We start from the raw sequence: 24,692 nt of genomic DNA, 5'->3' as shown, positions 1-24,692 counted from the left end.
TCGGCTCACCATATGAGCCGAATAACGTTTTTATTCGGCTCACCCTCTCCAAGAGCACTGAGTTCATGGCACCTGACTGGATCTGGCAGCAGCCCGATTGGCCCAATTTCAACTGGCAAGCAGAGCGCCTGACGCCGCTATTGCGCGAGTGCGTGCAGGCCCAAGGTCGGTTGATGGGCATGGCCAGCTCAGTGGGCAGTTCGCTGAGTGCTCAGAGCGAACTGGATGCACTGTTGCAGAACATCGTGACCTCATCCGCCATTGAGGGTGAGCAGCTGAATGTCGGCTCGGTTCGCTCGTCATTGGCGCGGCGGTTGGGGATGGAGCTGGTCGATGGCAACAATGTCAGCCAGCGCAGTGAAGGGCTGGCGCAATTGATGCTCGACGCCACTCAGCATTTCGCTGAACCGCTGACGCTGGAGCGATTACTGGATTGGCACGAATGGCTGTTTCCCGAGCAAGAGACCGATCTCGCTGCCCGGCCGATCCGCGTCGGTGCGCTACGCGGCGATGATCCGATGCAAGTGGTGTCCGGCCGCCTCGACAGGCCAATCGTTCACTTCGAAGCCCCGCCTCGTCAGGGCCTTGAGCGACAGCTCGACACTTTCCTCACCTGGTTTACCGCCAGCCGAAATCAGGCGGGACTCGATCCATTGCTGCGGGCCGGCATCGCGCACTTCTGGTTCGTCACCCTGCACCCTTTCGACGATGGCAACGGGCGCCTGACGCGCACGATCACCGATCTGGCATTGGCTCAGGGTGAAGATCAAGCCATCCGTTTCTATGCCATGTCGGCGAGCATTCTCGAAGACCGGTCCGGCTATTATCGAGTGCTCGAAACCTGCCAGAAAGCCACGCTGGATATCACCGAGTGGCTGGAATGGTTTCTGCAAACCCTGCTGCGCAGCTTGCAGCAAGCCATGGCCCGGATCGAAAGCGTGCTGGGCAAGGCGCGTTTCTGGCAGGCGCACAGGATGTCATCGCTGTCGGTTGACCAGATAAAGGTACTGAATCGCCTGCTTGATGGTGGGGAACGAGGTTTCGAGGCGGGCATCAGCGCGGCTCAATACCAGGCAGTCGCCAAGGTTTCGAAAGCCACCGCGACCCGTCATCTGGCCGAACTGCTGGAGAAGGGCTGCCTGGAACGCCTGCCCGGCGGAGGGCGCAGTACTCGGTACCGGATCAGTTATCCCGATGACGCAGCATCCTGAGTCCGGTTTTTCCGACGTCGCAGCAGGGCTTTTACGGGCTGCTCATTTGCCCATACCCCCCATGTCTGCTAGTGTCGCGCCGGTTTAACGTCAACCGGAAATAGCCGCCATGGCCCGCAAAAAAGCTGCACTGGATTTCGAACAATCTCTCGCTGACCTGCAAACGCTGGTGGAGCGTCTGGAGAACGGCGAATTGTCGCTGGAAGACTCGCTGACGGCTTTCGAGCAGGGCATCGGTCTGACCCGCGATTGCCAGGCGGCGCTGGCCCAGGCCGAGCAAAAGGTTCAGGTGCTGCTCGAGCGTGATGGCGAGCTGGCCGAGGAACCCTTCGAAGCGGATCAACCAGAATGATTGCAGCGTATTCGGCGACCAGCCAGGCCCGCGTCAACGCTGCACTGGAAACCCTGTTCAACGCACCGAGCCCTGAGCTCGCGCGTCTGTACGAGGCCATGCGCTACAGCGTGATGAATGGCGGCAAACGGGTCCGCCCGCTGCTGGCCTACGCCGCGTGCGAAGCGCTGGGTGGCAAGGCTGAGCAGGCCAACGGTGCCGCTTGCGCGGTGGAGCTGATTCACGCTTATTCCCTGGTGCATGACGATTTGCCGGCGATGGACGACGACGATCTGCGTCGCGGCCAGCCGACCACTCACAAAAAATTCGATGAAGCCTGCGCGATTCTGGCCGGTGACGGTTTGCAGAGTCTGGCCTTCAGCGCCCTGCTCGACCCTCGCCTGAGCACCTCGGACGCTGAAATCCGCCTGCAAATGGTCAGTGCTCTCGCATTGGCCGCAGGCCCGGCCGGCATGGTCGGAGGTCAGGCCATCGACCTTGGTTCGGTCGGTCTGAAACTCGATCAAAAAGCCCTGGAATACATGCACCGGCACAAGACCGGCGCGCTGATCGAGGTCAGCGTCAAACTCGGCGCCCTGGCCAGTGGCCGTGCCGAGAAAGACGAACTCAAGTCCTTGCAGACTTATGCACAGGCCATCGGCCTGGCGTTCCAGGTGCAGGACGACATTCTCGACGTCGAAAGCGATACCGAAACCCTCGGTAAACGCCAAGGGGCCGACATCGCACGCGACAAGCCGACCTATCCGGCCCTGCTCGGACTCGATGCAGCCAAGGCCTACGCCCTGGAGCTGCGCGATCAGGCCCTGCATGCGCTGCGACCGTTTGACGCGGCAGCCGAGCCGTTGCGCGATCTGGCCCGTTATATCGTCGATCGGCGCAGCTGACGGCGTATCCGCCAAAAAAGACCTACGCGTGGGCAGGGGGCGATGCATCAGGTAAACTGCCGCATCTTTTATACCTATAACGATTCGCCTGATGCCCACGACGTTTCATGAGATTCCCCGCAAGCGCCCGACCACGCCCCTGCTCGACCGTGCCAACACGCCGGACGGCCTGCGCCGGTTAGGCGAAGCCGAGCTGGAAACCCTGGCCGATGAGTTGCGCCTGGAATTGCTCTACACGGTCGGTCAGACCGGCGGGCATTTCGGTGCCGGCCTGGGCGTCATCGAGCTGACCATCGCGCTGCATTACGTCTTCGACACCCCGGACGACCGGCTGGTGTGGGACGTGGGTCATCAGGCCTATCCGCACAAAATCCTCACCGGCCGTCGCGAGCGCATGGGCACCCTGCGCCAAAAGGACGGCGTCGCGGCTTTCCCGCGTCGTTCCGAGAGCGAGTACGACACCTTTGGCGTCGGCCACTCCAGTACGTCGATCAGCGCAGCGCTGGGCATGGCCATTGCCGCCCGCCTGCAGAACAGTGATCGCAAGGCCATTGCCGTGATCGGCGACGGCGCATTGACTGCCGGCATGGCCTTCGAGGCGCTGAACCATGCGCCGGAAGTGAACGCCAACATGCTGGTGATCCTCAACGACAACGACATGTCGATCTCGCGCAACGTCGGCGGGCTATCGAACTATCTGGCGAAGATCCTTTCCAGCCGCACTTACGCGAGCATGCGTGAAGGCAGCAAAAAGGTCCTGTCGCGCCTGCCCGGCGCCTGGGAAATCGCCCGTCGTACCGAAGAGTACGCAAAAGGCATGCTGGTTCCCGGCACGCTGTTCGAAGAGCTGGGCTGGAACTATATCGGCCCGATCGATGGCCACGACCTGCCGACCCTGATCGCCACTCTGCGCAACATGCGCGATCTGAAAGGCCCGCAGTTCCTGCACGTCGTCACCAAGAAAGGCAAAGGCTTCGCTCCGGCAGAAGTCGACCCGATCGGTTACCACGCGATCACCAAACTCGACCCGCTGGACGCGCCGGCCGCCGCGCCGAAGAAAGCTGGCGGACCGAAGTATTCCGGCGTGTTCGGTGAATGGCTGTGTGACATGGCCGCGTCCGATCCGCGTCTCGTCGGGATCACTCCGGCGATGAAAGAAGGCTCCGACCTGGTGGCCTTCAGCGAGCGTTTCCCGCTTCGCTATTTCGATGTGGCGATTGCCGAACAACACGCAGTGACCCTTGCTGCCGGCATGGCCTGCGAAGGCGCGAAACCGGTGGTGGCGATTTATTCGACGTTCCTTCAACGTGGCTACGACCAATTGATTCATGACGTCGCGGTGCAAAACCTCGACGTGCTGTTCGCCATCGACCGTGCCGGTCTGGTGGGCGAGGACGGCCCGACTCACGCGGGTAGCTTCGACCTGTCGTTCCTGCGCTGCATCCCCGGCATGCTGGTGATGACCCCGAGCGACGAAAACGAACTGCGCAAAATGCTCACCACCGGCCACCTGTTTAACGGCCCGGCGGCGGTGCGTTATCCGCGCGGCACTGGCCCGAACGCGACGATCGAGAAAAACCTCGAGCCGATCGAAATCGGCAAGGGTGTGGTTCGCCGTCAGGGCAGCAACGTCGCCCTGCTGGTGTTCGGCGTGCAACTGGCCGAGGCGCTAAAAGTCGCCGAGACGCTGGATGCCACCGTGGTCGACATGCGTTTCGTCAAACCGCTCGATGAAGCACTGGTTCGCGATATCGCCGGCAGCCACGAGCTGCTGGTGACCATCGAAGAGAACGCGATCATGGGCGGTGCCGGTGGCGCAGTCAGCGAATTTCTCGCTCGCGAAAACATCCTCAAGTCGATGCTGCACCTGGGCTTGCCGGACAGTTACGTCGAGCACGCCAAGCCTGCGCAAATGCTGGCCGAGTGCGGGCTGGATGAGGCCGGGATCGAAGCTTCGGTTCGTGAGCGTCTGCAACTGCTGAGCCTCTAAACGCGATCCCCATGTAGGAGCTGCCGAAGGCTGCGATCTTTTGATCTTGACCTTCGGCGGCTTCAAATCTGAAAAAAGCAAAATCAAAAGATCGCAGCCTTCGGCAGCTCCTACAGGGGGCATGCGTCGTGTCTGAATTCGCCCCGGATCATCCATGAAACTCTCCCGCCTCGCCCTGACGCTGACCCTGCTGCCGGCCGGTCAACTGCTGGCCGACACCTTCGAGCGCGACCAGGCCCTGAAACTTCCCGACGTGCTGATCAGCGCCAACCGTCAGGTCGAAGCGCGCAATGACAGCAGCGCCGCCAATACCGTGTTCACCCGCGAAGACATCGATCGTCTGCAACCGGGCAGTGTCACTGACTTGCTGCGTCGTGTGCCGGGTGTGCAGGTCGGACAAACCGGCGGGCGCGGCAGCCTGCCGGGGATTTACATTCGCGGCACCAAGTCGGCCCAAAGCCTGGTGCTGGTCGACGGCCAGCGCATCGGCAACGCCACCTCCGGCGACAGCAACCTGCAACACATCAACATCGAACAGGTCGAGCGCGTGGAAGTGCTGCGCGGTTCCCGCTCGGTGATTTATGGCAGCGATGCGATTGGCGGGGTGATCCAGATTTTCACTCGTCGCGGCGACGAGCAAGGCTTGCAACCGCGAATGCACGTGGGCTTTGGCAGCAACCAGACTTGGGAGCGCAGCCTCGGGCTGTCCGGAGGTGACGAGCAGACCCGATTCAACCTCGGCGCCAGCCTCGATGAAACCGCCGGAATCAATCGCACCCGCGAGTCGTATCCCAGCGACGGCGATCATGACGAATACCGCAACAAATCGATGAGTTTGAGCCTGAGTCACGCCCTCACCGATGACATCGAAATCGGCGCCAACCTGCTGGATAACCGTGGCAAAAGCGAGTTCGACAATCCGTTCGGCCGCTTCGACATGGACACGTTCGGCTCAGTCCAGCAGCAGCCCTACAGCGACTTTGCGGTGAGCAGCGTCAGCAATTATGTCGATGCGCGTATCAGTGACCTGTGGAAAACCCGCGTCGAGTTCGGCCACAGCGAAAACCGCGAAAAGACTTTGGACAAGCTCAGTGACGAACGCAGTGTGTTCAACACGTATCGCGACTCGGTGAACTGGCAGAACGACCTGACCCTCGACGAGCGCAACAGTCTGATCCTCGGCGGCGACTGGTACGAGGACCGGATCAACAGCAGCACGCCATTCGACGAGGACAGCCGCTGGAACCGTGCGGCGTTCATTCAGCATCATTACCAGGCAGAAAGCTTCTCCACCGAGCTGGGCCTGCGCCGCGATCAGAACCAACAGTTCGGCGGCCAGAACAGCTGGAGCGGCACCTTCACCCTGCCGCTGAATCCGGATAACGATGTGCTGCTGACCTACAGTGAAGGGTTCCGCGCGCCGACGTTCAATGATCTGTATTACCCCGACTTCAGTAATCCGGATCTGAAACCCGAGACCTCGAAAAGCTATGAGCTGCAATGGCGCAGTCAGCTGACCGACACCGCTCGCCTGGAAGCTTCGCTTTACCGTACGGACCTGGAAGACGCGATTATTTTCGGTAGCAACTCACGGCCGCAGAACGTGGCTTCGGCACGGATCAATGGTTTCGAAGCGGCTTTAAAACAGGAACTGTTCGGCTGGCAGAGCAACCTCGGCGTGGCGATCATCGACCCGCGGGATCGTGACAGTGGGCACACCCTGGCTCGTCGCGCGCGGCGGACCTTGAGTCTGGATCTGGATCGGCAGTTCGACCGGCTAGGGCTCGGCGCCAGCTGGCAGGCGGTGAGCAGCAGCTATGACGATGAGAACAATCAGCAGCCGTTGGGCGGGTATGCGTTGCTGGGGTTGCGCAGTAGCTGGGAATTGAATCGTGAGATCAAGCTTGCGTTGAAGGTCGATAACCTGTTGGACAAGGGTTATAGCCGGGCGCTGTACAGCCATGATGGCAGTCAGTATGGGTATCGCGAGGAGGGTCGGGCGTGGATGTTTGGGGTGACCTGGATGCCGGAGCTCTGATCTGAAAACTGTGGTATTTGAACTGGCCTCTTCGCGAGCAAGCCCGCTCCCACAGGGGGGGTGTGTCGCACAGAGATCCAATGTGGGAGCGAGCTTGCTCGCGATGGCTACACCTCGGTATCAGCGATCAGGCGCGATCACATGGCACAACTTCGCCGTCGCCTCGATCATCTGCCCACTCGGCCGCTCCAGCCCTTTATCCGTCACCAACAGCAATTTCCCCTGCGCCACTGCGGCAACCTGCGGCCAGGCTTTCCACGCATCGAGTTGCGCCTGATCGCTGGCCAGAATCACGTCTGGATTACGCTGCAATACCGCCTCAATACTGACCTGCGGCGCCGGCAGGGTCAGGTCGGCAAACACATTGCGCGCCCCGCACACTTCAAGCGCATCGCTGATGATCTGCCCGCCACCAACGGTGTACAGCGGTCGATCCCAGACCTGATAAAACACCCGCAATGGCACATCCCGACGATAACGCTGGCGCAGAGAACCCAGCCGTTGACGCAAATTTTCAGCCAATGAAGCGCCACGCCCCGGACGGCCGAGCTGTGAGGCAATCGCTTCAATCTGCGAAGTGAGTTGTTCGAGGTTGTGGGGTTCAGCAATGTAGGTGGGGATGTTCAACCGCTTGAGCTGTTCACGCTGAGCCGGGCCAACGCTGCCGGGCCAGAGCAGCAGTAAATCGGGTTTGAGACTGAGCAACTGTTCCATGTCCAGCTGGCCATAGCGGCCAACCGAAGGAAGGTCTTTGAGCTCGGCAGGACGCTCACCGGCATCCAGCACACCCACCAGCAGGTCAGCAGAACCCAGCTCAACAACGATTTCAGAGAGCGATGGCGCGAGGCTGACAACGCGTTCGACCGCAGCCGCCGGGCCACTGACGGCCAGCAGCAAAACCGCCAGCCAGACGGGTCGCATCAGCCGAGTTGACGCGGGATACGGTAGAGGTAGAACAGCACCAGGGTCGACAGCGCCAGCAGCATCAACGGCACGGCTTCGAGGCCGACAAATACCGCCAGCGCGCCGATCCAGGCCGGTAGGCCGGCAGCCAGGAATGCCGTGCGACGCTTGGCGGCCAGGGCGATCCAGGCAGCCGGTTCTTCAGGGGTATCGAGGGCTTTTTGAGTGGCTATCAACGCGTGTTTGTAGCCGCCAAAGAATTTCAGGCTGACAAACATCGACGCCACGCCCGCGATGAACAACGGCATCGCCAGCACCGGCAGGATCGCCTCGCTCTGGCCAAACACGCCGTTGATCACGAACAGCGGCACCAAGGCCAGCGCCAGGTATTGCCACCAATTGACGGACAGTCGCCGCCGAACCTGACCGCGGGTCACGCCCGGTCAGCCTCACCCTGATGCTCGTTGCCCATCATGTGGTCGAGCTTGCTGGCCTTGGTGGCCAAGTAGAGTTTGTTGTGCGGATTGTGGCCGGTGTGCAGCGGCACGCGCTCGGCGACCACGATGCCCATGTCGGTCAAGGCTTTGACCTTGCGTGGGTTATTGGTCATCAGACGCAGGGACTTCACGCCCAAGTGCTCCAGCATCGGCAGGCACATGGCGTAGTCACGTTGGTCGGCGGCAAAGCCCAGACGTTCGTTGGCTTCAACGGTATCGGCGCCGCCATCCTGCAATTCATAGGCGCGGATCTTGTTCAGCAGGCCAATGCCACGACCTTCCTGACGCAAGTACAGCAACACGCCACGGCCTTCACGGGCGATGGCCTGCAAGGCAGCCTCGAGTTGCGAGCCGCAGTCGCAACGCTGGCTGAACAAGGCATCGCCGGTCAGGCATTCGGAATGCAACCGGCCGAGTACCGGGGCACCGTCGACGAACTCACCCAGGCTCAGCACAACGTGCTCGCGCCCGTTTTCTTCATCGAGAAAGCCGTGCATGGTGAATTGCGCAAAAGGCGTTGGCAGCTTGGAAGCGGCGACAAAAACGACAGGCACCGGTGTGCTCCTGATCAATAAGTACTGGAGATTCGCAGACGCGGCATTGTAACAGCACGTTCCGACAGACGCTTAGGCTGAATTATGGGGCATAACAATCAAAAAGTTAGATATCAGGTCCCCTGCGATCAATGTAGGAGCTGCCGAAGGCTGCGATCTTTTGATCTTGATGTGCGGTGCCTTTGAAGGCACAAAGATCAAAAGATCGCAGCCTTCGGCAGCTCCTACATTGACCGTGTTCAGTTTGAATCGAATGGATAGGGTTGTTTCCAGCGCTCGAAGATCGGTTTCAGCTGGCCGCTTTTCACCAGTTGTTCCATGCGTTGATCAAACAGCGCCATCAGTGTCCGGGCCTTGGGAGTCTTGGCAAAGCACAGATACAGCGGCAATTCTGCTATGTGGGTGCGACGGAACTGCGACGGATCCTTGGCCCGCCTGATGACGTAGTCAACCTCGGTCAGCGCGTCGATGTAAAAGTCGGCGCGGTTGTGGGTCAACATCGACAAAATCCCGGTGCGCCGCATGACTTCGTTATAGCGGCGTATGTTGGGCAGGTAATCCTGATAGTCGTAACCGCGGACCCAGGCCAGTCGATAGTTTCCCAGGGTTTCCGGGGTCGGTGCGGGGTTGCTGGCCAGCCCCAGGGCATAGATGTGATCGGTATCGAAGTTCCAGCGCGGATAGAGCAGATCGCTGGACTCATCAAGATAGGAGCCGACACAGGCATCCACTTCGCCGCGCTGGGCCAGGCCCATGGAGCGGACGTAGGGTTCGCTACGGATGTCCAGCTTGACCCCCGCCGGCTCGAAGACTTCCCGCAACACGTCCCAGCCCAGACCGTGGCCATCGGCGGCGGTGTAGTCTTCCCAGTCTTCGCTGGCCAGATGAATCACCGACGGCGTCGTCGCCCCGTCACCCGCCTGGGCGAGCGAGCAAAACATCGCGAAAATCATCACAGCCAACCAGCGTCGAGCCATCCCTAGTCCCCTGTTTTGCCCGTCAGGCAAAAATCCATACCAGCCCCTGCATCGCCAACCACGCAAACACCCCGGCCAATACGTCATCGAGCATGATCCCGACGCCGCCATGCACATGCCGGTCGATCCAGCGAATCGGCCACGGCTTGAGGATGTCGAAGAAGCGGAACATCAAAAACCCCGCCAGCAGCCAGTACCAACCTTCCGGCACCAGCCACAAGGTGATCCACATCCCGACCATTTCATCCCAGACGATGCCTTCGTGGTCGTGTACCCGCAAATCGTCGGCAACCTTGCCGCACAGCCAGAAGCCGAACAGCATGGTGATGCCGAGCATCAGCCAGTAACCCCAATCGGGCAGCATCTGCCACAACGGGATAAAGGGTAGCGCAACTAACGAACCCCAGGTGCCCGGTGCTTTTGGCAAGGTGCCCGAGCCGAAGCCGAACGCCAGGAAATGCCACGGATTGCGCCAGACCGAGGGCGGTACGAATTCCGCCGGGACCTGTTTGGGATGATCTGTCACGGTGTCTCCCGAAAATGTTGATAGCCCCGGGCTTGCGGGGTGATGTCTTGTCCGTCGGCGTCCAGCAGCACCACGCCCTGCCCCGTCACAACACGGCCGACCACATGGATCGGCCAGCCGTCGCTCAACAATTGCGGCAACTCGACGGACGGCAAGGTAAAGGCCAGCACGTAATCATCACCGCCGCTCAGGGCCGCTTTTTCGGCACCCGATTGACCGAGGAAGGCCACTAAAGCTTTCGACAATGGCAGCGTGTCCCGTTGAACCTGAATGCCGACCTGTGACGCGAGGGCAATATGCCCGCAGTCCGCGAGCAGGCCGTCGGAGATGTCCAGCGCCGAGGTGGCTTTGCCGCGCAGCGCCTGGCCCAACGCGAGTTGCGGTTGCGGCGACCAGTAATGTGCCAGCAGCGGATCGGCGATGGCGGCTTCAGCCGTCCGCTGACCGAGTACTAGCGGCAATGCCCCCGCCGCGTTACCAAGTTCACCGCCAACGCACAGCAAATCGCCTGGCTGCGCACCGCTTCGGGTCAACGCCAAACCTGCCGGCACACGACCGAATACGGTCATCGTCAGGCTCAATGGTCCACGGGTGGTATCACCGCCCACCAGCGCCACACCACAGTTCTGCGCCATGAGGTTCAAACCACGGGCGTAGGCGTCCAGCCAATCGGCGGTCACCGTCGGCAAAGTCAGGGCAAGGGTAAAGGCAACGGGAGTGGCGCCCATGGCAGCCAAATCGCTGACGGCCACGGCCAGCGAGCGCTGACCGAGCAGAAACGGGTCGCAAGGATCTGCGAAATGCACACCGGCAACCAGTGTGTCGGTGGAAATGGCCAACTGCTCCCCGGGGGGAACAGCCAGCAAGGCGCAGTCATCGCCGATCCCAAGGGCAACGCCTTCGCCGCCCTGCGCACAAGGCGCGGTGGCGAAGAAATTGCGGATCAGCTCAAACTCACCCATAGGGGTGTCCTCTCTCACCAATACTGTTCATTTTTAAGCGGCGTCTGGTGTCGCCATACTGCGTTGCCGCTCCTCGCCATAGCACGCTATGACTCGTCGCGGCGCCTTGTCTGGCAACACCAGCCACTCGCTAAAAAACGAACGTATCGGCGAGACAGGACACTGCAAGCGCCGATTAGCGCTTGAACGCCTTCACTTCGGCTTCACGCAGACGCGGGGCCAGCTTGTCGAGTACACCGTTGACGAACTTGTGGCCGTCGGTGGAACCGAAGACTTTCGCCAGCTCGATACCTTCGTTGATCACAACGCGGTACGGCACGTCGACGCGCTTGAGCAGTTCCCAGGTAGACAGGCGCAGAACGGCCAGTTCAACCGGGTCCAGCTCTTCGATGGTGATGTCCAGGCACGGCGTCAGTGCAGCGTCGATCTCAGGCTTGTGAGCCGGAACGCCGTGCAGGATGTCGTGAAAGTAAGCGGCATCGACATCGCTGAAATCGTTATCGACCCGGAACTGCGCTTCGATCTCGTTCAGCGACTGCTTGGCCATGTGCCATTGGTACAGCGCCTGAGTCGCAAGCTGACGGGCTTCGCGACGCTTGACGCTTTTCGATGGCTTGCCGGCATCCGCAGGCTTTGGATCGCGCGGGTTGAAACGATCGCTTTCGTCGCTAATCACTTGGCCTCCAACTGCGCCAGCAGGCTGACCATTTCCAGAGCGGACAGGGCAGCTTCAGCACCTTTGTTACCGGCCTTGGTGCCGGAACGTTCGATGGCTTGCTCGATGGAATCAACGGTCAGCACGCCAAATGCGACTGGAACGCCGAACTCCATGGACACCTGGGCCAGGCCCTTGGTGCATTCGCCAGCCACGTATTCGAAGTGCGGAGTACCGCCACGAATGACCGCACCCAGGGCGATGATTGCCGCGTATTCGCCCTTCTGAGCGACTTTCTGCGCAACCAGCGGGATTTCGAAGGCGCCAGGTGCGCGGATGATGGTGATGTCGCTTTCGCTCACGCCGTGGCGAACCAGGGCATCAACTGCACCGCTGACCAGGCTTTCAACGACGAAGCTGTTGAAACGGCCTACTACCAAAGCGTAGCGGCCTTTAGGGGCGATGAAGGTACCTTCGATGGTCTTCAGGGTCATTCGTTAGATCTCTTAAAGAGCCGGGACGCGTTTTCTACGCGTCCCTCAGTGATGTGTTAACCGCGAATCAAGGACTGGAAACAACCGGTCATTATTCGGAGGGCACGTATTCTACAACTTCCAGATCGAAACCGGATATCGCATTAAATTTCATTGGCGCACTCATCAGGCGCATTTTGCGCACGCCCAGGTCCCGAAGGATCTGCGAACCGGCACCAACGATGCTGTAGGTGGTCGGTTTTTTCGCCGGTACGTGCTCCGCGGTTTCACGGATATGCGCCAGCAACACGTCGCCATCGAGCGGGTGACCGAGCAACAGCACCACGCCACTGCCCGCCTCGGCAACCGCAGCCATCGCGGCGCGCAGGCTCCAGCGGCCAGGCTGCTTGACCATCAACAGGTCGCGTAGCGGGTCCATGTTGTGCACCCGAACCAGGGTCGGCTCTTCGGCGCACACGGTGCCCAGAGTCAGGGCCATGTGCACGTCGCCTTCCACGGAATCACGATAGGTCACCAGGTTGAATTGGCCCAGTTCGCTGTCCAGCGGCTGCTCGGCAATCCGCTGAACGGTACGTTCGTGGATCATCCGGTAGTGAATCAGGTCGGCGATGGTGCCGATCTTGATGTTGTGTTCGGCAGCAAACGCTTCCAGTTCCGCCCGGCGGGACATGGTGCCGTCGTCGTTCATCACTTCGCAGATCACGCCGCTCGGTTCGAAACCGGCCATGCGCGCCAGGTCGCACGCCGCTTCGGTGTGGCCGGCACGGGCCAGGGTGCCGCCAGCCTGGGCCATCAACGGGAAGATGTGGCCGGGGCTAACGATGTCTTCAGCCTTGGCGTCTTTTGCGGCAGCGGCCTGCACGGTACGCGCACGGTCGGCGGCAGAAATGCCGGTGGTCACGCCAGTGGCCGCTTCGATGGACACGGTGAACTTGGTGCCGAAGCCGGAACCGTTGCGCGGCGCCATCAAGGGCAGCTTCAGCAGTTCGCAGCGCTCGCGGCTCATCGGCATGCAGATCAGGCCACGGGCGTGCTTGGCCATGAAGTTGATGTGTTCAGGCTGGCAGCACTCGGCGGCCATGATCAGGTCGCCTTCGTTCTCGCGGTCTTCGTCATCCATGAGGATGACCATCTTGCCTTGGCGGATATCTTCAACCAGTTCTTCGATGCTATTGAGCGCCACAAGGCACCCCCCTTCTTTCGAAATTTGAGCTTCAGGATTTGAGGTAGCCGTTTTGGGCCAGAAAGCTTTCGGTGATGTTACCTGGCCTTTGCGAAGAGTCGCTTGGCTCTGCGGCCTTGTCGCCCATAAGCAGGCGCTCCAGATAACGTGCCAGCAAGTCAACTTCAAGATTCACCCGGCGACCTGGCTGGTAAGACGCCATGATGGTTTCGCTCAGGGTGTGCGGAATGATCGTCAGCAAGAACTCGGCGCCATCGACCGCGTTCACGGTCAGGCTGGTGCCGTCGACGGTGATCGAGCCTTTATGGGCGATGTACTTGGCCAGCTCTTTTGGAGCGCGGATGCGAAACTCCACAGCGCGAGCATTCTCGGTACGGGCAACCACTTCGCCCACGCCATCGACATGGCCGCTGACCAGATGCCCGCCGAGGCGAGTGGTCGGGGTCAGGGCTTTTTCCAGGTTCACCGGGCTGCCGCTTTTCAGATCATTCATGGCAGTGCAGTCGAGGGTTTCGCGGCTGACGTCCGCCGCAAAGCCGTTGCCTGGCAATTCAACCGCTGTCAGGCACACGCCGTTGACCGCGATGCTGTCGCCCAGTTTGACGTCGCTCAGATCGAGCTTGCCGGTTTCTACGTGTACCCGCACATCTCCGCCTTTTGGGGTCAATGCACGAATACTGCCGATGGATTCGATGATGCCGGTAAACATGGAGTCCTCCTCGAGAACAGGGCCGTCGCGTGGCGCAGGCCCGGAATTATACGCTCGCCGCTGGCGAAGGAATGGCGATGACTCGCCAGTCATCGCCAACCGCGCGAATTTCGGTGATTTTGAGTTCAGGCGCATCCTTCATTTGCGCGAGCGGCCAATCCAGCAGCGGGCGCGCAGACGAACCTAAAAACTTGCCAGCGATGAAAATCTGAAACTCGTCCACCAGCCCTTGCTGAGCGAAAGCCCCGGCCAGACGCGGCCCCGCTTCGACCAACACTTCGTTGACCCCACGGGCGGCGAGTTCGACCAGCAGTTTGCGCAGGTCGACCAAGCCATCCTCGCCCGCCACGATCAGGCATTCCGGACCGTTGGCGTATTGCTCCTCGATCGCCATGCACGTGGCGACCAGCGCCGGGCCAGCCTTGAAGAACGGCGCGTCCAGCGGCACTCGCAGGCGACCGTCGATCAACACACGTAGCGGCGGACGGCTCATGGCCAGGGCCGTTTGCTCAGGATCCAGGCCTAGTTCATCCGCACGCACAGTGAGACGGGCGTTGTCTGCCAGCACCGTGTCGGCACCGGTCAGCACCACGCTAGCCTGAGCGCGCAGGCGTTGCACCGCCGAACGCGCCGCTGTACCTGTGATCCATTGGCTTTCGCCGCTTTCCATCGCCGTGCGACCGTCGAGGCTCATGGCCAACTTGACCCGCACGAATGGCAAGCCGTGCTCCATGCGCTTGAGGAAACCTTCATTGAGCTTTCGCGCTTCGCCTTCCAGCACGCCGCTTTCGGTAGCGATACCGGCCTGGGCGAGGCGCTGCATGCCACGACCGGCAACCGACGGGTTCGGGTCTTGCATCGCCGCGACGACCCGAGCCACACCGGCATGTACCAGCGCATCCGCACAAGGCGGCGTACGTCCGTGGTGGCTGCAAGGTTCGAGGGTCACGTAAGCGGTTGCGCCTCGGGCCTTATCGCCGGCGGCGCGCAGGGCGTGGACTTCCGCGTGGGGTTCGCCGGTGCGCACATGCCAGCCTTCGCCGACAATCTGCCCGTCACGCACGATCACGCAGCCAACCCGAGGGTTGGGGTGTGTCGTGTAATGACCTTTGCGCGCCAGTTCCAGGGCACGGGCCATGTAATGGGCGTCGAGGATGGCAAGTTCTACAGAGGTGGTCATTCTTTCACCGGCTCTCTGGCCAGGCGATCGATCTCTTCGCGGAACTCGTTGAGGTCCTGGAAGCGCCGATACACGGAGGCGAAACGAATGTAGGCGACTTCGTCGAGCTTTTGCAGCTCGGCCATCACCAGTTCACCGACGACAAGGGATTTGACCTCTCGCTCACCGGTGGCGCGCAGTTTGTGTTTGATGTGCACCAACGACGATTCCAGGCGCTCGACACTCACCGGGCGCTTCTCCAGCGCACGCTGCATGCCGGCGCGGAGTTTTTCTTCGTCGAACGGCTGGCGACTGCCGTCGGTTTTGATCAGGCGCGGCAACACCAGCTCGGCCGTCTCGAACGTCGTGAAACGCTCGCCGCAGGCCAGGCATTCACGCCGGCGGCGCACCTGTTCGCCCTCGGCGACCAGACGCGAGTCGATGACCTTGGTGTCGTTGGCACCGCAGAAGGGACAGTGCATGGTGGCAGGCAACAAAAAAAGGGAGGGCCATGGTAGCGCATCCCCGTGGCAAGACAAGCCATAGGGTTTGCGGTATACAGACGGGCTATAGAGCTAGATCCATGGATTTCACCTTGCTGGAGCCGAAAATGTCCCTAAGACCGCTCGTTTTGCTCAGTCTTTTCAGCCTGCTGGTGGCCTGCAGCAGCGATGCGCCCAAGCCCCAGCCGCCGACGCCAGGCCCCGCGCCACAACAGGCTCAGAAGAAAGCCAAGGAATCGGCCAACCTCGGCCCGCTGCCCGCGTATCAGCGTGAATTGAGCGGCACCCTGCAAGGCGTGCCGGCCGGCGCCGAAGTCGAACTGGCGCTGCTGGTGATCGACGAAAAGGGCCGCCCGCAACAATTGCTGGCCAGTTCCAGCCTGATCGGTACCAATCAGATTCTGCCGTTTCACCTGCGTTTCAACCCGGAATCCTTCCCGGTCGGTGCCCGCGTTGAACTGCGGGGCCGCGTCAGCCAGTCCGGCCAGCTGATTTTGCATCTGCCGTCGCAAGTCATCAGCCAGCCAACGACGCAAGTGCTGGGTCAGCTGCAATTCGTCAAAGCGCCATGACTGCACCGTTTGACCTGCAACAGGCGTTAGGGGAACTGCTCGGTGATGCGCAGCTGGTTGCCTGTGAATTACCCGATACCGACCTGAAGCTTTGGCTGATCGACGGCGACAACATGGACCGCGCGTTCAGCCCGGAAGAAACCCGGCGGATTCTCCATGAGCCGCCTTATTGGAGTTTTTGCTGGGCCAGTGGGCTGGCGGTCGCCCGTTATCTCGCCCAGAACCCACACTGGGTCGAGGGCAAACGGGTGCTGGATTTCGGCGCCGGTTCCGGGGTGGCGGGGATTGCGGCGGTGAAGGCCGGAGCGCTGGAAGTGGTGGCCTGTGACCTCGACCCGCTGGCGATTGCGGCGTGCCGGGCGAATGCCGAACTCAATGACGTACACCTCAACTACTCGACGGATTTTTTCGCCGAAGCGGATCGGTTTGATCTGATTCTGGTGGCCGACGTTCTGTACGACCGGGCGAATCTGCCGTTGCTCGATGAATTCTTGAGTCGCGGCCAGGAAGCCCTGGTGGCCGATTCGCGCGTGAGGGATTTTCGCCACCCGTTGTATAGACGCATCGAGATGCTGGAAGCGATGACCTTGCCCGATCTGGCCGAGCCCGAAGAGTTTCGGCATGTGAGCCTCTACCACGCGCGGCGCGGCTAAAAGCATCGCGAGCAAGCTCGCTCCCACAGTTGACTGCATTCCCCTGTGGGAGCGGGCTTGCTCGCGAAGGCGCCCTGTCAGCCAACACATCTCCAACGACCACACCGCTTCCGGCCAGCCCCCACCAAGCCTTATAGTTGCCCCATTCACGCTTTTACGAGATCCCCCATGAGTCAGGAAACGCCGTACATCTTCGACGCCACGACTGCCGATTTCGAGCAGTCGGTGATCGAGAACTCTTTCCACAAACCGGTGCTGGTGGATTTCTGGGCCGAATGGTGTGCGCCCTGCAAGGCGTTGATGCCGATGCTGCAAACCATCGCCGAGAGCTATCAGGGCGAGTTGCTGCTGGCCAAGGTCAACTGCGACGTCGAGCCGGACATCGTTTCGCGCTTTGGCATTCGCAGCCTGCCGACGGTGGTGCTGTTCAAGGACGGTCAGCCGGTGGATGGTTTTGCCGGTGCACAGCCGGAATCCGCCGTGCGCGCGATGCTCGAACCTCACGTGCAAATGCCGCCACCGGCGGCTGCCGACCCGTTCGAACAGGCTCAGGCGCTGTTTGATGACAACCGCTTCGCCGACGCCGAAGCCACACTGAAAGTGCTGCTGGGCGAAGACAACACCAATGCCAAGGCGCTGATTCTCTACGCCCGCTGCCTCACCGAACGTGGAGAGCTGGGTGAAGCGCAAACCGTACTCGACGCGGTCAAGAGCGATGAGCACAAGGCCGCCCTGGCCGGCGCCAAGGCGCAGATCCAGTTTCTCGGCCAGGCCAAGGATTTGCCGGATGCGGCGGATCTGAAAGCGCGCCTGGCGAAAAATCCGCAGGACGATGAAGCGGTTTATCAGCTGGCGATCCAGCAACTGGCCCGTCAGCAGTACGATGCGGCGCTGGATGCGTTGCTCAAGCTGTTCGTGCGCAATCGCAGCTACAGCGAAGGCTTGCCGCACAAGACCTTGCTGCAGGTGTTCGAACTGCTGGGCAACGATCACCCGCTGGTGACCACGTACCGCCGCAAGTTGTTTGCTGCTCTTTATTGAAAGATCAAAAGATCGCAGCCTCGCTTCGCTCGACAGCTCCTACATGGGATGTTGTTTCCCTGTAGGAGCTGTCGAGCGAAGCGAGGCTGCGATCTTTGCGTTTTACTCGATCCATCTGTAGAGCGGCGTATCTCCGCCGCTCATCACCTTCACATCCGAGCAATGGCGCAAACGCACCAGCAACCGCTTGGCCGACGCCGCACTGCCGGTCAATCCTTCCAACTGATCCAGCAAATCCGGCCCGCTCAATTGCCCGGCCTTGCGCAGCAAATCCTTGGCGATCTGCCACAGCGCATCATCCTGATTGATCGGTTTTGCCGGCGCTGCACTGGCCTCCGGTTTCACCACCTGCAACTGCGCACCGAGCCGCGCCCAGTCGCCGTCATCCATCTCCAGCCTCAAATCCACCGGCCAGTCGCCGATGCTTCCGCGTATACGCAACATAAGTCTGCTCCTGCACATTTCTGACTTGCATGCTCCCATGGGACTTGTGCAACGCCAAGCAGGCGGTCAAACTCTCGCCACTTACGTTATAAGATTACATAACAAACTCTTCATTTTACTTTTCGGAGACCCGCCATGCGCCGTCTGCTTCTCGCTCTGCCGTTTGCCCTGTTGCCGCTCGCTGTCGCCCACGCTGCCGATGAACATGATCATGAGCACGGCAGCCTCGGCGCCCACGAACATGGTGTCGGTCGCCTGAACGCAGCACTGGACGGTCAGACCCTGGAGCTGGAACTGGAAAGCCCGGCGATGAACCTAGTGGGTTTCGAACACGCCGCCACCACCGACGCCGACAAGGCCAAAGTCGCCGCCGTTCGTGCGCAGCTTGAGAAACCGCTGGTATTGTTCAACCTGCCGAAAGCCGCTGGTTGCGTGGTTGCGACTCAGGAACTGGAGAGCCCGTTGTTCGGCGACAAGCCGGATGCCGATGATGATCACGACGAAGAGGCCAAGGGCGAGCATCACCACGACCACAGCGAAATCCACGCTCATTACCAATTCAGTTGCTCGGCACCGGGCGCGCTGAAAAACCTGGACCTGGCGAACATCTTCAACACCTTCCCGGCGACCCAGAAGATTCAGGTACAACTGATCAGCCCGAGCGGCCAGCAAGGGGTTGAAGTGACGGCCAAGGCTGCCGCCCTGAAATTCTGACCCACCGCAAAACCAATGTGGGAGCGGGCTTGCTCGCGAATGCGGTGTGTCAGGCAACATCAATGTCGACTGACACGTCCTCTTCGCGAGCAAGCCCGCTCCCACAGGGGGCCACCACTCACCTGACCGGTTTCACATGACCCAAGCACTCATCGAACTGTCCGACCTGGGCTTCAGCTGGCCCGGTCATCCGCCGCTGCTGGATATCCCGGTGTTTCGCCTGGAACCTGGCGAAACCCTGTTCCTCAAAGGCCCCAGCGGCAGTGGAAAGACCACCCTGCTCGGCTTGCTCGGCGGTGTGCAGAAGCCCAATCGCGGCAGCATCCGATTGCTGGGCCAGGAGCTGACCGAACTCTCGGCCGGTGCTCGCGACCGCTTCCGGGTCGATCACACCGGCTACATCTTCCAGCAGTTCAACTTGCTGCCGTTTCTCTCGGTGCGCGAGAACGTCGAGTTGCCCTGCCACTTCTCCAAGCTGCGCGCTGAACGGGCGATCCTGCGTCACGGCAGTGTCGATCAGGCGGCGGCCACCCTCCTCGCCCACTTGGGTCTGAAGGATCAAAACCTGCTCAGCCGCCGCGCCGATTCACTGTCCATCGGCCAGCAACAACGGGTTGCCGCTGCGCGCGCATTGATCGGTCAGCCTGAATTGGTGATCGCCGACGAACCGACCTCGGCCCTGGATTACGACGCCCGCGAGAACTTCATTCGCTTGCTGTTCGCCGAATGCCGCGAAGCCGGATCGAGCCTATTATTCGTCAGCCATGACCAAAGCCTCGCGCCGCTGTTCGATCGCCACCTGTCGCTGGCCGATCTCAATCGCGCCGCCACCCCGTCCGAGGTCTGAGATGTATTTGTTTCGTCTAGCCATGGCCAGCCTGGCTAACCGCCGCTTCACCGCGATCCTCACCGCGTTCGCCATTGCTCTGTCGGTCTGCCTGCTGCTCGCGGTGGAACGGGTGCGCACCGAAGCCAAGGCCAGTTTCGCCAGCACCATCAGCGGCACCGACCTGATCGTCGGCGCACGTTCCGGCTCGGTAAACCTGTTGCTGTACTCGGTGTTTCGCATCGGCAACGCCACCAACAACATCCGTTGGGACAGCTTCGAGCACTTTGCCAACAACCCGAAAGTGAAGTGGGCGATCCCCATGTCCCTGGGCGATTCCCATCGGGGTTACCGGGTGATGGGCACCACCGAGGCGTACTTCGAGCATTACCAATACGGTCATCAGCAACACCTGGAACTGGCCGACGGCCGCGCCTTCGCCACTGATCCGTTTGAAGTGGTACTCGGTGCCGAAGTGGCCGATGCGCTGCACTACAAACTCGGCGACAAACTGGTGCTGGCCCACGGTGTGGCAGTGATCAGCCTGGTCAAGCACGACGACAAGCCGTTCACCGTGGTCGGCATTCTCAAACGCACCGGCACCCCGGTGGACCGCACGTTGCACATCAGCCTCGGTGGCATGGAAGCGATTCACATCGACTGGCACAACGGCGTGCCGGCGCGCGGCAACGGTCGGATCAGTGCCGATCAGGCACGTAACATGGACCTGACGCCGCAAGCGATCACCGCGTTCATGCTCGGCCTCAACAGCAAGATTTCGACCTTCGCACTACAGCGTGAGATCAATGAATTTCGGGATGAACCGATGCTGGCGATCCTGCCGGGCGTGGCGCTACAAGAACTGTGGAGTTTGATGAGCACGGCGGAAAAAGCCTTGTTCGTGGTCTCACTGTTCGTGGTGCTGACCGGGTTGATCGGCATGCTCACGGCGATCCTCACCAGCCTCAACGAACGACGCCGGGAGATGGCGATTCTGCGTTCGGTGGGTGCCCGACCGTGGCACATCGCGACGTTGTTGGTGCTGGAGGCGTTTGCCCTGGCACTGTCGGGCGTGATTGCCGGTGTGGCGCTGCTGTATGTGGGCATAGCGGCGGCTCAGGGTTATGTGCAAGCGAATTACGGCTTGTACCTGCCACTGGCCTGGCCGAGCGAATATGAATGGACGCTGCTCGGTGGCATCCTGATCGCCGCGTTGCTGATGGGCAGCGTGCCGGCCTGGCGCGCGTATCGCCAATCCCTGGCCGATGGCCTGTCGATCCGTTTATGAGGACGTTAAACATGCCCCGCGCTGTGCTTGCGCTGTTGATGCTGGTCGCCTTGCCCCTGTGGGCGGCCGAGCCGAAAGACCTGACCTGGTCAGAAATGATCCCGCCGGACGCCGCACCGGAAGTGCCGAACATGACGCCGCTGCACGACCTGTCACAGATGGGCAGCGCGTTGGCCGCCGAATCGGCGCCAGCGGCCAAGCAAGACATGCCTAATGCACCGGTGGTGAAAAGCCTCGACGGTCAGAACATTCGTTTACCGGGTTACATCGTGCCGCTGGAAGTGAGTGAAGAAGGTCGCACCACCGAGTTTCTGCTGGTGCCATATTTCGGCGCCTGCATCCACGTGCCGCCACCGCCGTCGAACCAGATCGTGCACGTCAAAAGCGAGGTGGGCGTGAAGCTCGACGAGTTGTATCAGCCGTACTGGATCGAAGGGGCATTGCAGGTTAAAGCGTCGACCAGCGAGTTGGCGGATGCCGGGTATCAGATGGAGGCGGACAAGATTTATGTGTATGAATTGCCAGAGTGAACCCGGTCATTTTTCTTACCGTTGATATCGCCAAGATCGCAGCCTTCGGCAGCTCCTACAGGATCGGGTTTGCACGCGGTCAATGTAGGAGCTGCCGAAGGCTGCGATCTTTTGGGGCCATCGCTGTTTCATTGAGCTGAGTCAAAAGACCGTATCAGACACCTCCGTACCATTGGACATCGAAATTTTTAACGTCCTTTGGAGCTCTCCATGCACAAGTCATTGCTCAGCGCTTCGCTGTTTGCCCTCGCGCTCGCAGCACCGCTAGCCTACGCCCACGAAGCCGGCGATATCATCGTTCGTGCCGGTGCAATCACCGTCAACCCGAAAGCCGACAGCTCCAGCGTCAAGGTTGATCAAGGTCCGCTGAAGGGTGCCGATCTGGGTGGCAAGGCCACCATGAGCAGCGACACGCAACTGGGTCTGAACTTCGCTTACATGCTCAACAGCCACTGGGGGATCGAGCTGCTGGCGGCCTCGCCGTTCGAGCATGACGTGAAGATCAAAGGCACCGCCCTGGGCGCAGCCAACGGCAAACTCGGTACGCTGAAACACCTGCCACCGACACTGAGCGTTGTGTACTACCCACTGGACGCGAAGTCCGCGTTCCAGCCGTATGTCGGCGCCGGTATCAACTACACCTGGATCTACGACGAGCACGTTGGCAGCGAAGCCAGCGCCAACGGCTTCAGCAACTTCAAGGCGGATAACTCCTGGGGCATGGCGTTCCAGGTCGGCGCCGACTACATGCTGACCGACAACATCATGATCAACGCCCAAGTGCGCTACATCGACATCGACACCACCGCGACAGTGCAAAATAACGCAGTGGCGCAGGGCACTCGCGCCAAGGTCGATGTGGACGTAGACCCGTTCATCTACATGGTTGGCCTGGGTTACAAGTTCTAAAATTTCCGCACAAAAAAAGGCGCCTCGAAAGGCTAATGCCGGTCAGTTAAGCCAAAACGCGATCCGTAGCAGCTGGCGAAGCCTGCGTTCGGCTGCAAAGCAGTCGTGAAATCAGACGATGCGGTGTTTCAGGAAGACCGCAAACTCAGGTTTTACGACTGCTGCGCAGCCGAACGCAGGCTTCGCCAGCTGCTACGGATTGTGTCGTTCCTTAACTGACCGGCATTACCTCGAAAGGCGCCTTTTTCATGGGCCGCGAAAAATTCAGCGTCCCAACAACCGCGCCAGGCCGACACGCATCGGTGTCTGCTCCGGGTAGGTAAAGCGCTCCAGCAGACGCTGATTGTTCGCTCGCGAGTGGCGGATGTCACCGGCGCGCGCCGGGCCATAGCTCACCGGCGGCAATTGACCGACCACCGCTTCAAGGGCTTCAAGCATTTGCTTGAGGGTCGTGGCCTGGTTCCAGCCGACGTTAACCGCGCCGACTTCGACCTGCGGTTTCTCGATCGCTTGCACCAACAAGTCGACCAGGTCTTCGACGTAGACGAAGTCGCGAGTCTGCTCACCGTCACCGAACACAGTGATCGGCAGGCCCTTCTGCGCGCGCTCGCTGAAAATGCTGATCACCCCGGAATACGGCGAGGACGGATCCTGGCGTGGGCCGAAGATGTTGAAGAAGCGGAAAATCACCGGCTCCAGACCATGCTGGCGACGGTAAAAATCGAAGTAATGTTCGCTCGCCAATTTGTCCGAAGCATAGGGCGTCAACGGTGCCTTGGGCGTGTCTTCGTCGATCGACTCGCCTTCGCCATTGTTGCCGTAGACCGCTGCGCTGGACGCGTACAGCACCCGCTTGACGCCGGTCTGGCGCATGGCTTCGCAGACATTCAGCGAGCCAATGAAATTGCTCTGGTGAGTCTTCACCGGATCATCCACCGACGCCTGCACCGACGCCACTGCGGCCAGGTGCGCCACAGCGCTGCAACCGACCATCGCCTGCGCGACCAGCGCGGCATCGGCGACATCACCCACGATCAGTTCGACGCCAGGATTGTCAAGCGGCAAGTTGCTGCGTTTGCCGGTGGAGAGGTCATCGAGAATGCGCACCGAATGGCCCTTGGCGAGTAAGGCATCGGTGAGGTGCGAGCCAATGAAACCGGCGCCGCCGGTGATTAAAACAGGGCCGTCAGCCATGGCGATAAAACCTATCCAGTAAGCCCGGGAGTGCCGCACGCCAGGCGCGGGGCTTGATCCCGAAAGTGTGCAGAATTTTCTTGCAGGCCAGCACCGCGTGTTGCGGTTCTTCGGCGGCGTCGGGCCGGGCGGCGTGAGCCTGGGCGGTCGGCGCTTCGATGGCCAGCGGGTGCAGGGCGCGTGCTTCGGTGAGGATCGCCTGCCCAAGCGCCAGCGGCGTGGTCGCCTCATGCCCGGCGTAATGGTAGGTGCCCCACAGCGGCGCCGAGCAATCGAGTTGCTTGAGGACCGAGATGATCACCCGCGCAGCGTCATCCACCGGCGTCGGATTGCCCCGGCGGTCATCAGCCATCAGCAACTCTTCAGGTAGTTCGGCGCGACCGAGGAAACGACCGAGGGTGCCGTCGGGGCTGTCATCCAGCAGCCAGCCGAATCGTAGCAACACGTGTTGCGGGCAGGTGGCGCGGACGCTTTGTTCAATTCGCCACAAGGCCTGACCGCGCAGGCCCAAGGGCACCGGTTCGTCTTTTTCGCTGTAGGCCGTCGCCCGGGAGCCATCGAACACGCGATAGCTCGACGGTTGCAGCAGCACGATGTTGTGATGCTGGCACAGTTCGGCCAGACGCTCGATCGCCCGCTCCTGCCCGGCCAGACGTTGTTCGCTGACCGTCTCCGCCTGAAACCAGTCGAAGTAATAGGCGAGGTTGATCAACGCGTCTGGACGGGTGTCGTCGAGCAGTTGCGTCAGGGTCGCGGCGTCCCAGCCGTCTTGCGGTGGGCGGGGGGCGAGGAAGCCGATGTCTTCCTCCGCACCGAGGCGAATCAGCGCCTGCCCAAGGGCATTTCCGCCGCCCAGTAACATAAGGCGCATTCGCATAGAGTCAGCAGGCCCAGTCTGATTGAAACAATGGCTTTATCGACACC

28 protein-coding genes are annotated in these 24,692 nt (G+C 60.9%); 13 read left to right on the top strand and 15 right to left on the bottom strand.

The features are described from left to right. Nucleotides 1–65 precede the first annotated feature (65 nt). From CUN63_RS16335 to CUN63_RS16315, 5 genes are all read left to right on the top strand, one after another. Nucleotides 66–1,211 carry a Fic family protein gene (locus CUN63_RS16335; protein ID WP_129440830.1) on the top strand — a complete coding sequence of 382 codons (1,146 nt, stop codon included), beginning with the start codon at nt 66–68 and terminating at the stop codon, nt 1,209–1,211. Nucleotides 1,212–1,320: 109 nt separating this feature from the next. Beyond that, nucleotides 1,321–1,563 (top strand): exodeoxyribonuclease VII small subunit, encoded by a 243-nt coding sequence (locus CUN63_RS16330; RefSeq protein ID WP_056743654.1) that lies wholly within the window; start codon nt 1,321–1,323, stop codon nt 1,561–1,563. Further along, on the top strand, nt 1,560–2,447 hold the full coding sequence (ispA, locus tag CUN63_RS16325; RefSeq protein WP_129440828.1) for a (2E,6E)-farnesyl diphosphate synthase: 888 nt from the start codon (nt 1,560–1,562) through the stop codon (nt 2,445–2,447). The genes CUN63_RS16330 and ispA overlap by 4 nt, the downstream gene beginning before the upstream one ends. Nucleotides 2,448–2,538: 91 nt before the next feature. Continuing rightward, nucleotides 2,539–4,437 carry a 1-deoxy-D-xylulose-5-phosphate synthase gene (gene dxs / locus CUN63_RS16320; protein ID WP_129440827.1) on the top strand — a complete coding sequence of 633 codons (1,899 nt, stop codon included), beginning with the start codon at nt 2,539–2,541 and terminating at the stop codon, nt 4,435–4,437. A 154-nt stretch (nt 4,438–4,591) separates the two neighbouring features. Then, nucleotides 4,592–6,475 carry a TonB-dependent receptor domain-containing protein gene (locus CUN63_RS16315; RefSeq protein ID WP_129440825.1) on the top strand — a complete coding sequence of 628 codons (1,884 nt, stop codon included), beginning with the start codon at nt 4,592–4,594 and terminating at the stop codon, nt 6,473–6,475. Nucleotides 6,476–6,595: 120 nt separating this feature from the next. Here the strand turns inward: CUN63_RS16315 and CUN63_RS16310 are convergent, their stop codons facing one another. The 12 genes from CUN63_RS16310 to nrdR all read right to left on the bottom strand — a co-directional run bounded on the left by CUN63_RS16310 (nt 6,596) and on the right by nrdR (nt 15,576). Continuing rightward, nucleotides 6,596–7,396, bottom strand: a complete 801-nt coding sequence (locus tag CUN63_RS16310) for a cobalamin-binding protein (protein WP_129440823.1) — start codon at nt 7,394–7,396, stop codon at nt 6,596–6,598. After that, complete coding sequence (locus CUN63_RS16305; RefSeq protein WP_033059418.1) at nt 7,396–7,815, bottom strand: hypothetical protein; 420 nt, start codon at nt 7,813–7,815, stop codon at nt 7,396–7,398. Before CUN63_RS16305 ends, CUN63_RS16310 begins: the two co-directional genes overlap by 1 nt. After that, a complete protein-coding gene (gene ribA, locus CUN63_RS16300) occupies nt 7,812–8,429 on the bottom strand; it encodes a GTP cyclohydrolase II (protein ID WP_033059420.1) in 618 nt (205 codons plus the stop codon). The genes CUN63_RS16305 and ribA overlap by 4 nt, the downstream gene beginning before the upstream one ends. A 239-nt stretch (nt 8,430–8,668) precedes the next feature. After that, nucleotides 8,669–9,406 carry an ABC transporter substrate-binding protein gene (locus CUN63_RS16295; RefSeq protein ID WP_129440821.1) on the bottom strand — a complete coding sequence of 246 codons (738 nt, stop codon included), beginning with the start codon at nt 9,404–9,406 and terminating at the stop codon, nt 8,669–8,671. Nucleotides 9,407–9,428: 22 nt separating this feature from the next. After that, entirely contained in the window at nt 9,429–9,932 is a 504-nt protein-coding gene (locus CUN63_RS16290; protein WP_003228639.1) for a phosphatidylglycerophosphatase A, read from the bottom strand. Continuing rightward, on the bottom strand, nt 9,929–10,894 hold the full coding sequence (gene thiL / locus CUN63_RS16285; protein ID WP_129440819.1) for a thiamine-phosphate kinase: 966 nt from the start codon (nt 10,892–10,894) through the stop codon (nt 9,929–9,931). Before thiL ends, CUN63_RS16290 begins: the two co-directional genes overlap by 4 nt. A gap of 175 nt (nt 10,895–11,069) precedes the next feature. After that, on the bottom strand, nt 11,070–11,570 hold the full coding sequence (nusB, locus tag CUN63_RS16280; protein ID WP_008153530.1) for a transcription antitermination factor NusB: 501 nt from the start codon (nt 11,568–11,570) through the stop codon (nt 11,070–11,072). Further along, the gene (ribE, locus tag CUN63_RS16275) at nt 11,567–12,043 is read right to left on the bottom strand and encodes a 6,7-dimethyl-8-ribityllumazine synthase (RefSeq protein WP_003185938.1); all 477 of its coding nucleotides are present in this window, start codon (nt 12,041–12,043) and stop codon (nt 11,567–11,569) included. Before ribE ends, nusB begins: the two co-directional genes overlap by 4 nt. 91 nt (nt 12,044–12,134) lie before the next feature. Then, nucleotides 12,135–13,226, bottom strand: a complete 1,092-nt coding sequence (ribBA, locus tag CUN63_RS16270) for a bifunctional 3,4-dihydroxy-2-butanone-4-phosphate synthase/GTP cyclohydrolase II (RefSeq protein WP_033059428.1) — start codon at nt 13,224–13,226, stop codon at nt 12,135–12,137. Nucleotides 13,227–13,257: 31 nt separating this feature from the next. Then, nucleotides 13,258–13,935, bottom strand: coding sequence for a riboflavin synthase (locus CUN63_RS16265; RefSeq protein WP_129440817.1), 678 nt, complete (start codon nt 13,933–13,935; stop codon nt 13,258–13,260). 46 nt (nt 13,936–13,981) lie between these two features. Further along, nucleotides 13,982–15,115 (bottom strand): bifunctional diaminohydroxyphosphoribosylaminopyrimidine deaminase/5-amino-6-(5-phosphoribosylamino)uracil reductase RibD, encoded by a 1,134-nt coding sequence (gene ribD / locus CUN63_RS16260; RefSeq protein WP_129440815.1) that lies wholly within the window; start codon nt 15,113–15,115, stop codon nt 13,982–13,984. Beyond that, on the bottom strand, nt 15,112–15,576 hold the full coding sequence (nrdR, locus tag CUN63_RS16255; protein ID WP_003228656.1) for a transcriptional regulator NrdR: 465 nt from the start codon (nt 15,574–15,576) through the stop codon (nt 15,112–15,114). Before nrdR ends, ribD begins: the two co-directional genes overlap by 4 nt. A 128-nt stretch (nt 15,577–15,704) precedes the next feature. Between nrdR and CUN63_RS16250 the strand changes: the two genes are divergently transcribed. The 3 genes from CUN63_RS16250 to trxA all read left to right on the top strand — a co-directional run bounded on the left by CUN63_RS16250 (nt 15,705) and on the right by trxA (nt 17,863). Beyond that, nucleotides 15,705–16,169 (top strand): YbaY family lipoprotein, encoded by a 465-nt coding sequence (locus CUN63_RS16250; protein ID WP_129440813.1) that lies wholly within the window; start codon nt 15,705–15,707, stop codon nt 16,167–16,169. Continuing rightward, nucleotides 16,166–16,822: a methyltransferase gene (locus CUN63_RS16245; protein ID WP_129440811.1), complete on the top strand. Its 657-nt coding sequence runs from the start codon at nt 16,166–16,168 to the stop codon at nt 16,820–16,822. The genes CUN63_RS16250 and CUN63_RS16245 overlap by 4 nt, the downstream gene beginning before the upstream one ends. A 168-nt stretch (nt 16,823–16,990) precedes the next feature. Continuing rightward, a complete protein-coding gene (gene trxA, locus CUN63_RS16240) occupies nt 16,991–17,863 on the top strand; it encodes a thioredoxin (protein WP_129440809.1) in 873 nt (290 codons plus the stop codon). 102 nt (nt 17,864–17,965) lie between these two features. Here trxA and CUN63_RS16235 read toward each other — a convergent pair whose 3' ends face one another. After that, nucleotides 17,966–18,307: a hypothetical protein gene (locus CUN63_RS16235; RefSeq protein WP_129440807.1), complete on the bottom strand. Its 342-nt coding sequence runs from the start codon at nt 18,305–18,307 to the stop codon at nt 17,966–17,968. 135 nt (nt 18,308–18,442) lie between these two features. On the opposite strand from CUN63_RS16235, the gene CUN63_RS16230 reads away from it, so the two are divergent. The 5 genes from CUN63_RS16230 (at nt 18,443) to CUN63_RS16205 (ending at nt 22,574) form a co-directional block, all read left to right on the top strand. After that, nucleotides 18,443–19,021, top strand: coding sequence for a DUF2796 domain-containing protein (locus CUN63_RS16230; RefSeq protein WP_129440805.1), 579 nt, complete (start codon nt 18,443–18,445; stop codon nt 19,019–19,021). A 136-nt stretch (nt 19,022–19,157) separates the two neighbouring features. Beyond that, nucleotides 19,158–19,868 carry an ABC transporter ATP-binding protein gene (locus tag CUN63_RS16220; protein WP_129440803.1) on the top strand — a complete coding sequence of 237 codons (711 nt, stop codon included), beginning with the start codon at nt 19,158–19,160 and terminating at the stop codon, nt 19,866–19,868. Between the two features lies 1 nt (nt 19,869). Further along, on the top strand, nt 19,870–21,135 hold the full coding sequence (locus tag CUN63_RS16215; RefSeq protein WP_129440801.1) for an ABC transporter permease: 1,266 nt from the start codon (nt 19,870–19,872) through the stop codon (nt 21,133–21,135). Nucleotides 21,136–21,146: 11 nt separating this feature from the next. Then, nucleotides 21,147–21,665, top strand: a complete 519-nt coding sequence (locus CUN63_RS16210; RefSeq protein WP_129440799.1) for a DUF3299 domain-containing protein — start codon at nt 21,147–21,149, stop codon at nt 21,663–21,665. A 210-nt stretch (nt 21,666–21,875) separates the two neighbouring features. Further along, a complete protein-coding gene (locus CUN63_RS16205; RefSeq protein ID WP_129440797.1) occupies nt 21,876–22,574 on the top strand; it encodes an OmpW family protein in 699 nt (232 codons plus the stop codon). A gap of 264 nt (nt 22,575–22,838) precedes the next feature. Here the strand turns inward: CUN63_RS16205 and CUN63_RS16200 are convergent, their stop codons facing one another. Together CUN63_RS16200 and CUN63_RS16195 are read right to left on the bottom strand one after the other, a co-directional pair. After that, nucleotides 22,839–23,768, bottom strand: a complete 930-nt coding sequence (locus CUN63_RS16200; RefSeq protein ID WP_129440795.1) for an NAD-dependent epimerase/dehydratase family protein — start codon at nt 23,766–23,768, stop codon at nt 22,839–22,841. Further along, the gene (locus tag CUN63_RS16195; RefSeq protein ID WP_046053235.1) at nt 23,761–24,645 is read right to left on the bottom strand and encodes a sugar nucleotide-binding protein; all 885 of its coding nucleotides are present in this window, start codon (nt 24,643–24,645) and stop codon (nt 23,761–23,763) included. Before CUN63_RS16195 ends, CUN63_RS16200 begins: the two co-directional genes overlap by 8 nt. Between the last annotated feature and the right edge of the window lie 47 nt (nt 24,646–24,692).

This window comes from Pseudomonas sp. ACM7 (assembly GCF_004136015.1).
Classification (GTDB): domain Bacteria; phylum Pseudomonadota; class Gammaproteobacteria; order Pseudomonadales; family Pseudomonadaceae; genus Aquipseudomonas; species Aquipseudomonas frigoris.
This window is presented reverse-complemented; position numbering and strand designations above follow the sequence as displayed.

Coding starts and splice junctions, on each gene's coding strand:
- CUN63_RS16335 (WP_129440830.1), top strand. CDS start 66: ATGGCACCTGACTGGATCTGGCAGCAGCCCGATTGGCCCAATTTCAAC.
- CUN63_RS16330 (WP_056743654.1), top strand. CDS start 1,321: ATGGCCCGCAAAAAAGCTGCACTGGATTTCGAACAATCTCTCGCTGAC.
- ispA (WP_129440828.1), top strand. CDS start 1,560: ATGATTGCAGCGTATTCGGCGACCAGCCAGGCCCGCGTCAACGCTGCA.
- dxs (WP_129440827.1), top strand. CDS start 2,539: ATGCCCACGACGTTTCATGAGATTCCCCGCAAGCGCCCGACCACGCCC.
- CUN63_RS16315 (WP_129440825.1), top strand. CDS start 4,592: ATGAAACTCTCCCGCCTCGCCCTGACGCTGACCCTGCTGCCGGCCGGT.
- CUN63_RS16310 (WP_129440823.1), bottom strand. CDS start 7,396: ATGCGACCCGTCTGGCTGGCGGTTTTGCTGCTGGCCGTCAGTGGCCCG.
- CUN63_RS16295 (WP_129440821.1), bottom strand. CDS start 9,406: ATGGCTCGACGCTGGTTGGCTGTGATGATTTTCGCGATGTTTTGCTCG.
- thiL (WP_129440819.1), bottom strand. CDS start 10,894: ATGGGTGAGTTTGAGCTGATCCGCAATTTCTTCGCCACCGCGCCTTGT.
- ribE (WP_003185938.1), bottom strand. CDS start 12,043: ATGACCCTGAAGACCATCGAAGGTACCTTCATCGCCCCTAAAGGCCGC.
- CUN63_RS16265 (WP_129440817.1), bottom strand. CDS start 13,935: ATGTTTACCGGCATCATCGAATCCATCGGCAGTATTCGTGCATTGACC.
- ribD (WP_129440815.1), bottom strand. CDS start 15,115: ATGACCACCTCTGTAGAACTTGCCATCCTCGACGCCCATTACATGGCC.
- nrdR (WP_003228656.1), bottom strand. CDS start 15,576: ATGCACTGTCCCTTCTGCGGTGCCAACGACACCAAGGTCATCGACTCG.
- CUN63_RS16250 (WP_129440813.1), top strand. CDS start 15,705: ATGTCCCTAAGACCGCTCGTTTTGCTCAGTCTTTTCAGCCTGCTGGTG.
- CUN63_RS16245 (WP_129440811.1), top strand. CDS start 16,166: ATGACTGCACCGTTTGACCTGCAACAGGCGTTAGGGGAACTGCTCGGT.
- trxA (WP_129440809.1), top strand. CDS start 16,991: ATGAGTCAGGAAACGCCGTACATCTTCGACGCCACGACTGCCGATTTC.
- CUN63_RS16235 (WP_129440807.1), bottom strand. CDS start 18,307: ATGTTGCGTATACGCGGAAGCATCGGCGACTGGCCGGTGGATTTGAGG.
- CUN63_RS16230 (WP_129440805.1), top strand. CDS start 18,443: ATGCGCCGTCTGCTTCTCGCTCTGCCGTTTGCCCTGTTGCCGCTCGCT.
- CUN63_RS16220 (WP_129440803.1), top strand. CDS start 19,158: ATGACCCAAGCACTCATCGAACTGTCCGACCTGGGCTTCAGCTGGCCC.
- CUN63_RS16215 (WP_129440801.1), top strand. CDS start 19,870: ATGTATTTGTTTCGTCTAGCCATGGCCAGCCTGGCTAACCGCCGCTTC.
- CUN63_RS16210 (WP_129440799.1), top strand. CDS start 21,147: ATGCCCCGCGCTGTGCTTGCGCTGTTGATGCTGGTCGCCTTGCCCCTG.
- CUN63_RS16205 (WP_129440797.1), top strand. CDS start 21,876: ATGCACAAGTCATTGCTCAGCGCTTCGCTGTTTGCCCTCGCGCTCGCA.
- CUN63_RS16200 (WP_129440795.1), bottom strand. CDS start 23,768: ATGGCTGACGGCCCTGTTTTAATCACCGGCGGCGCCGGTTTCATTGGC.
- CUN63_RS16195 (WP_046053235.1), bottom strand. CDS start 24,645: ATGCGAATGCGCCTTATGTTACTGGGCGGCGGAAATGCCCTTGGGCAG.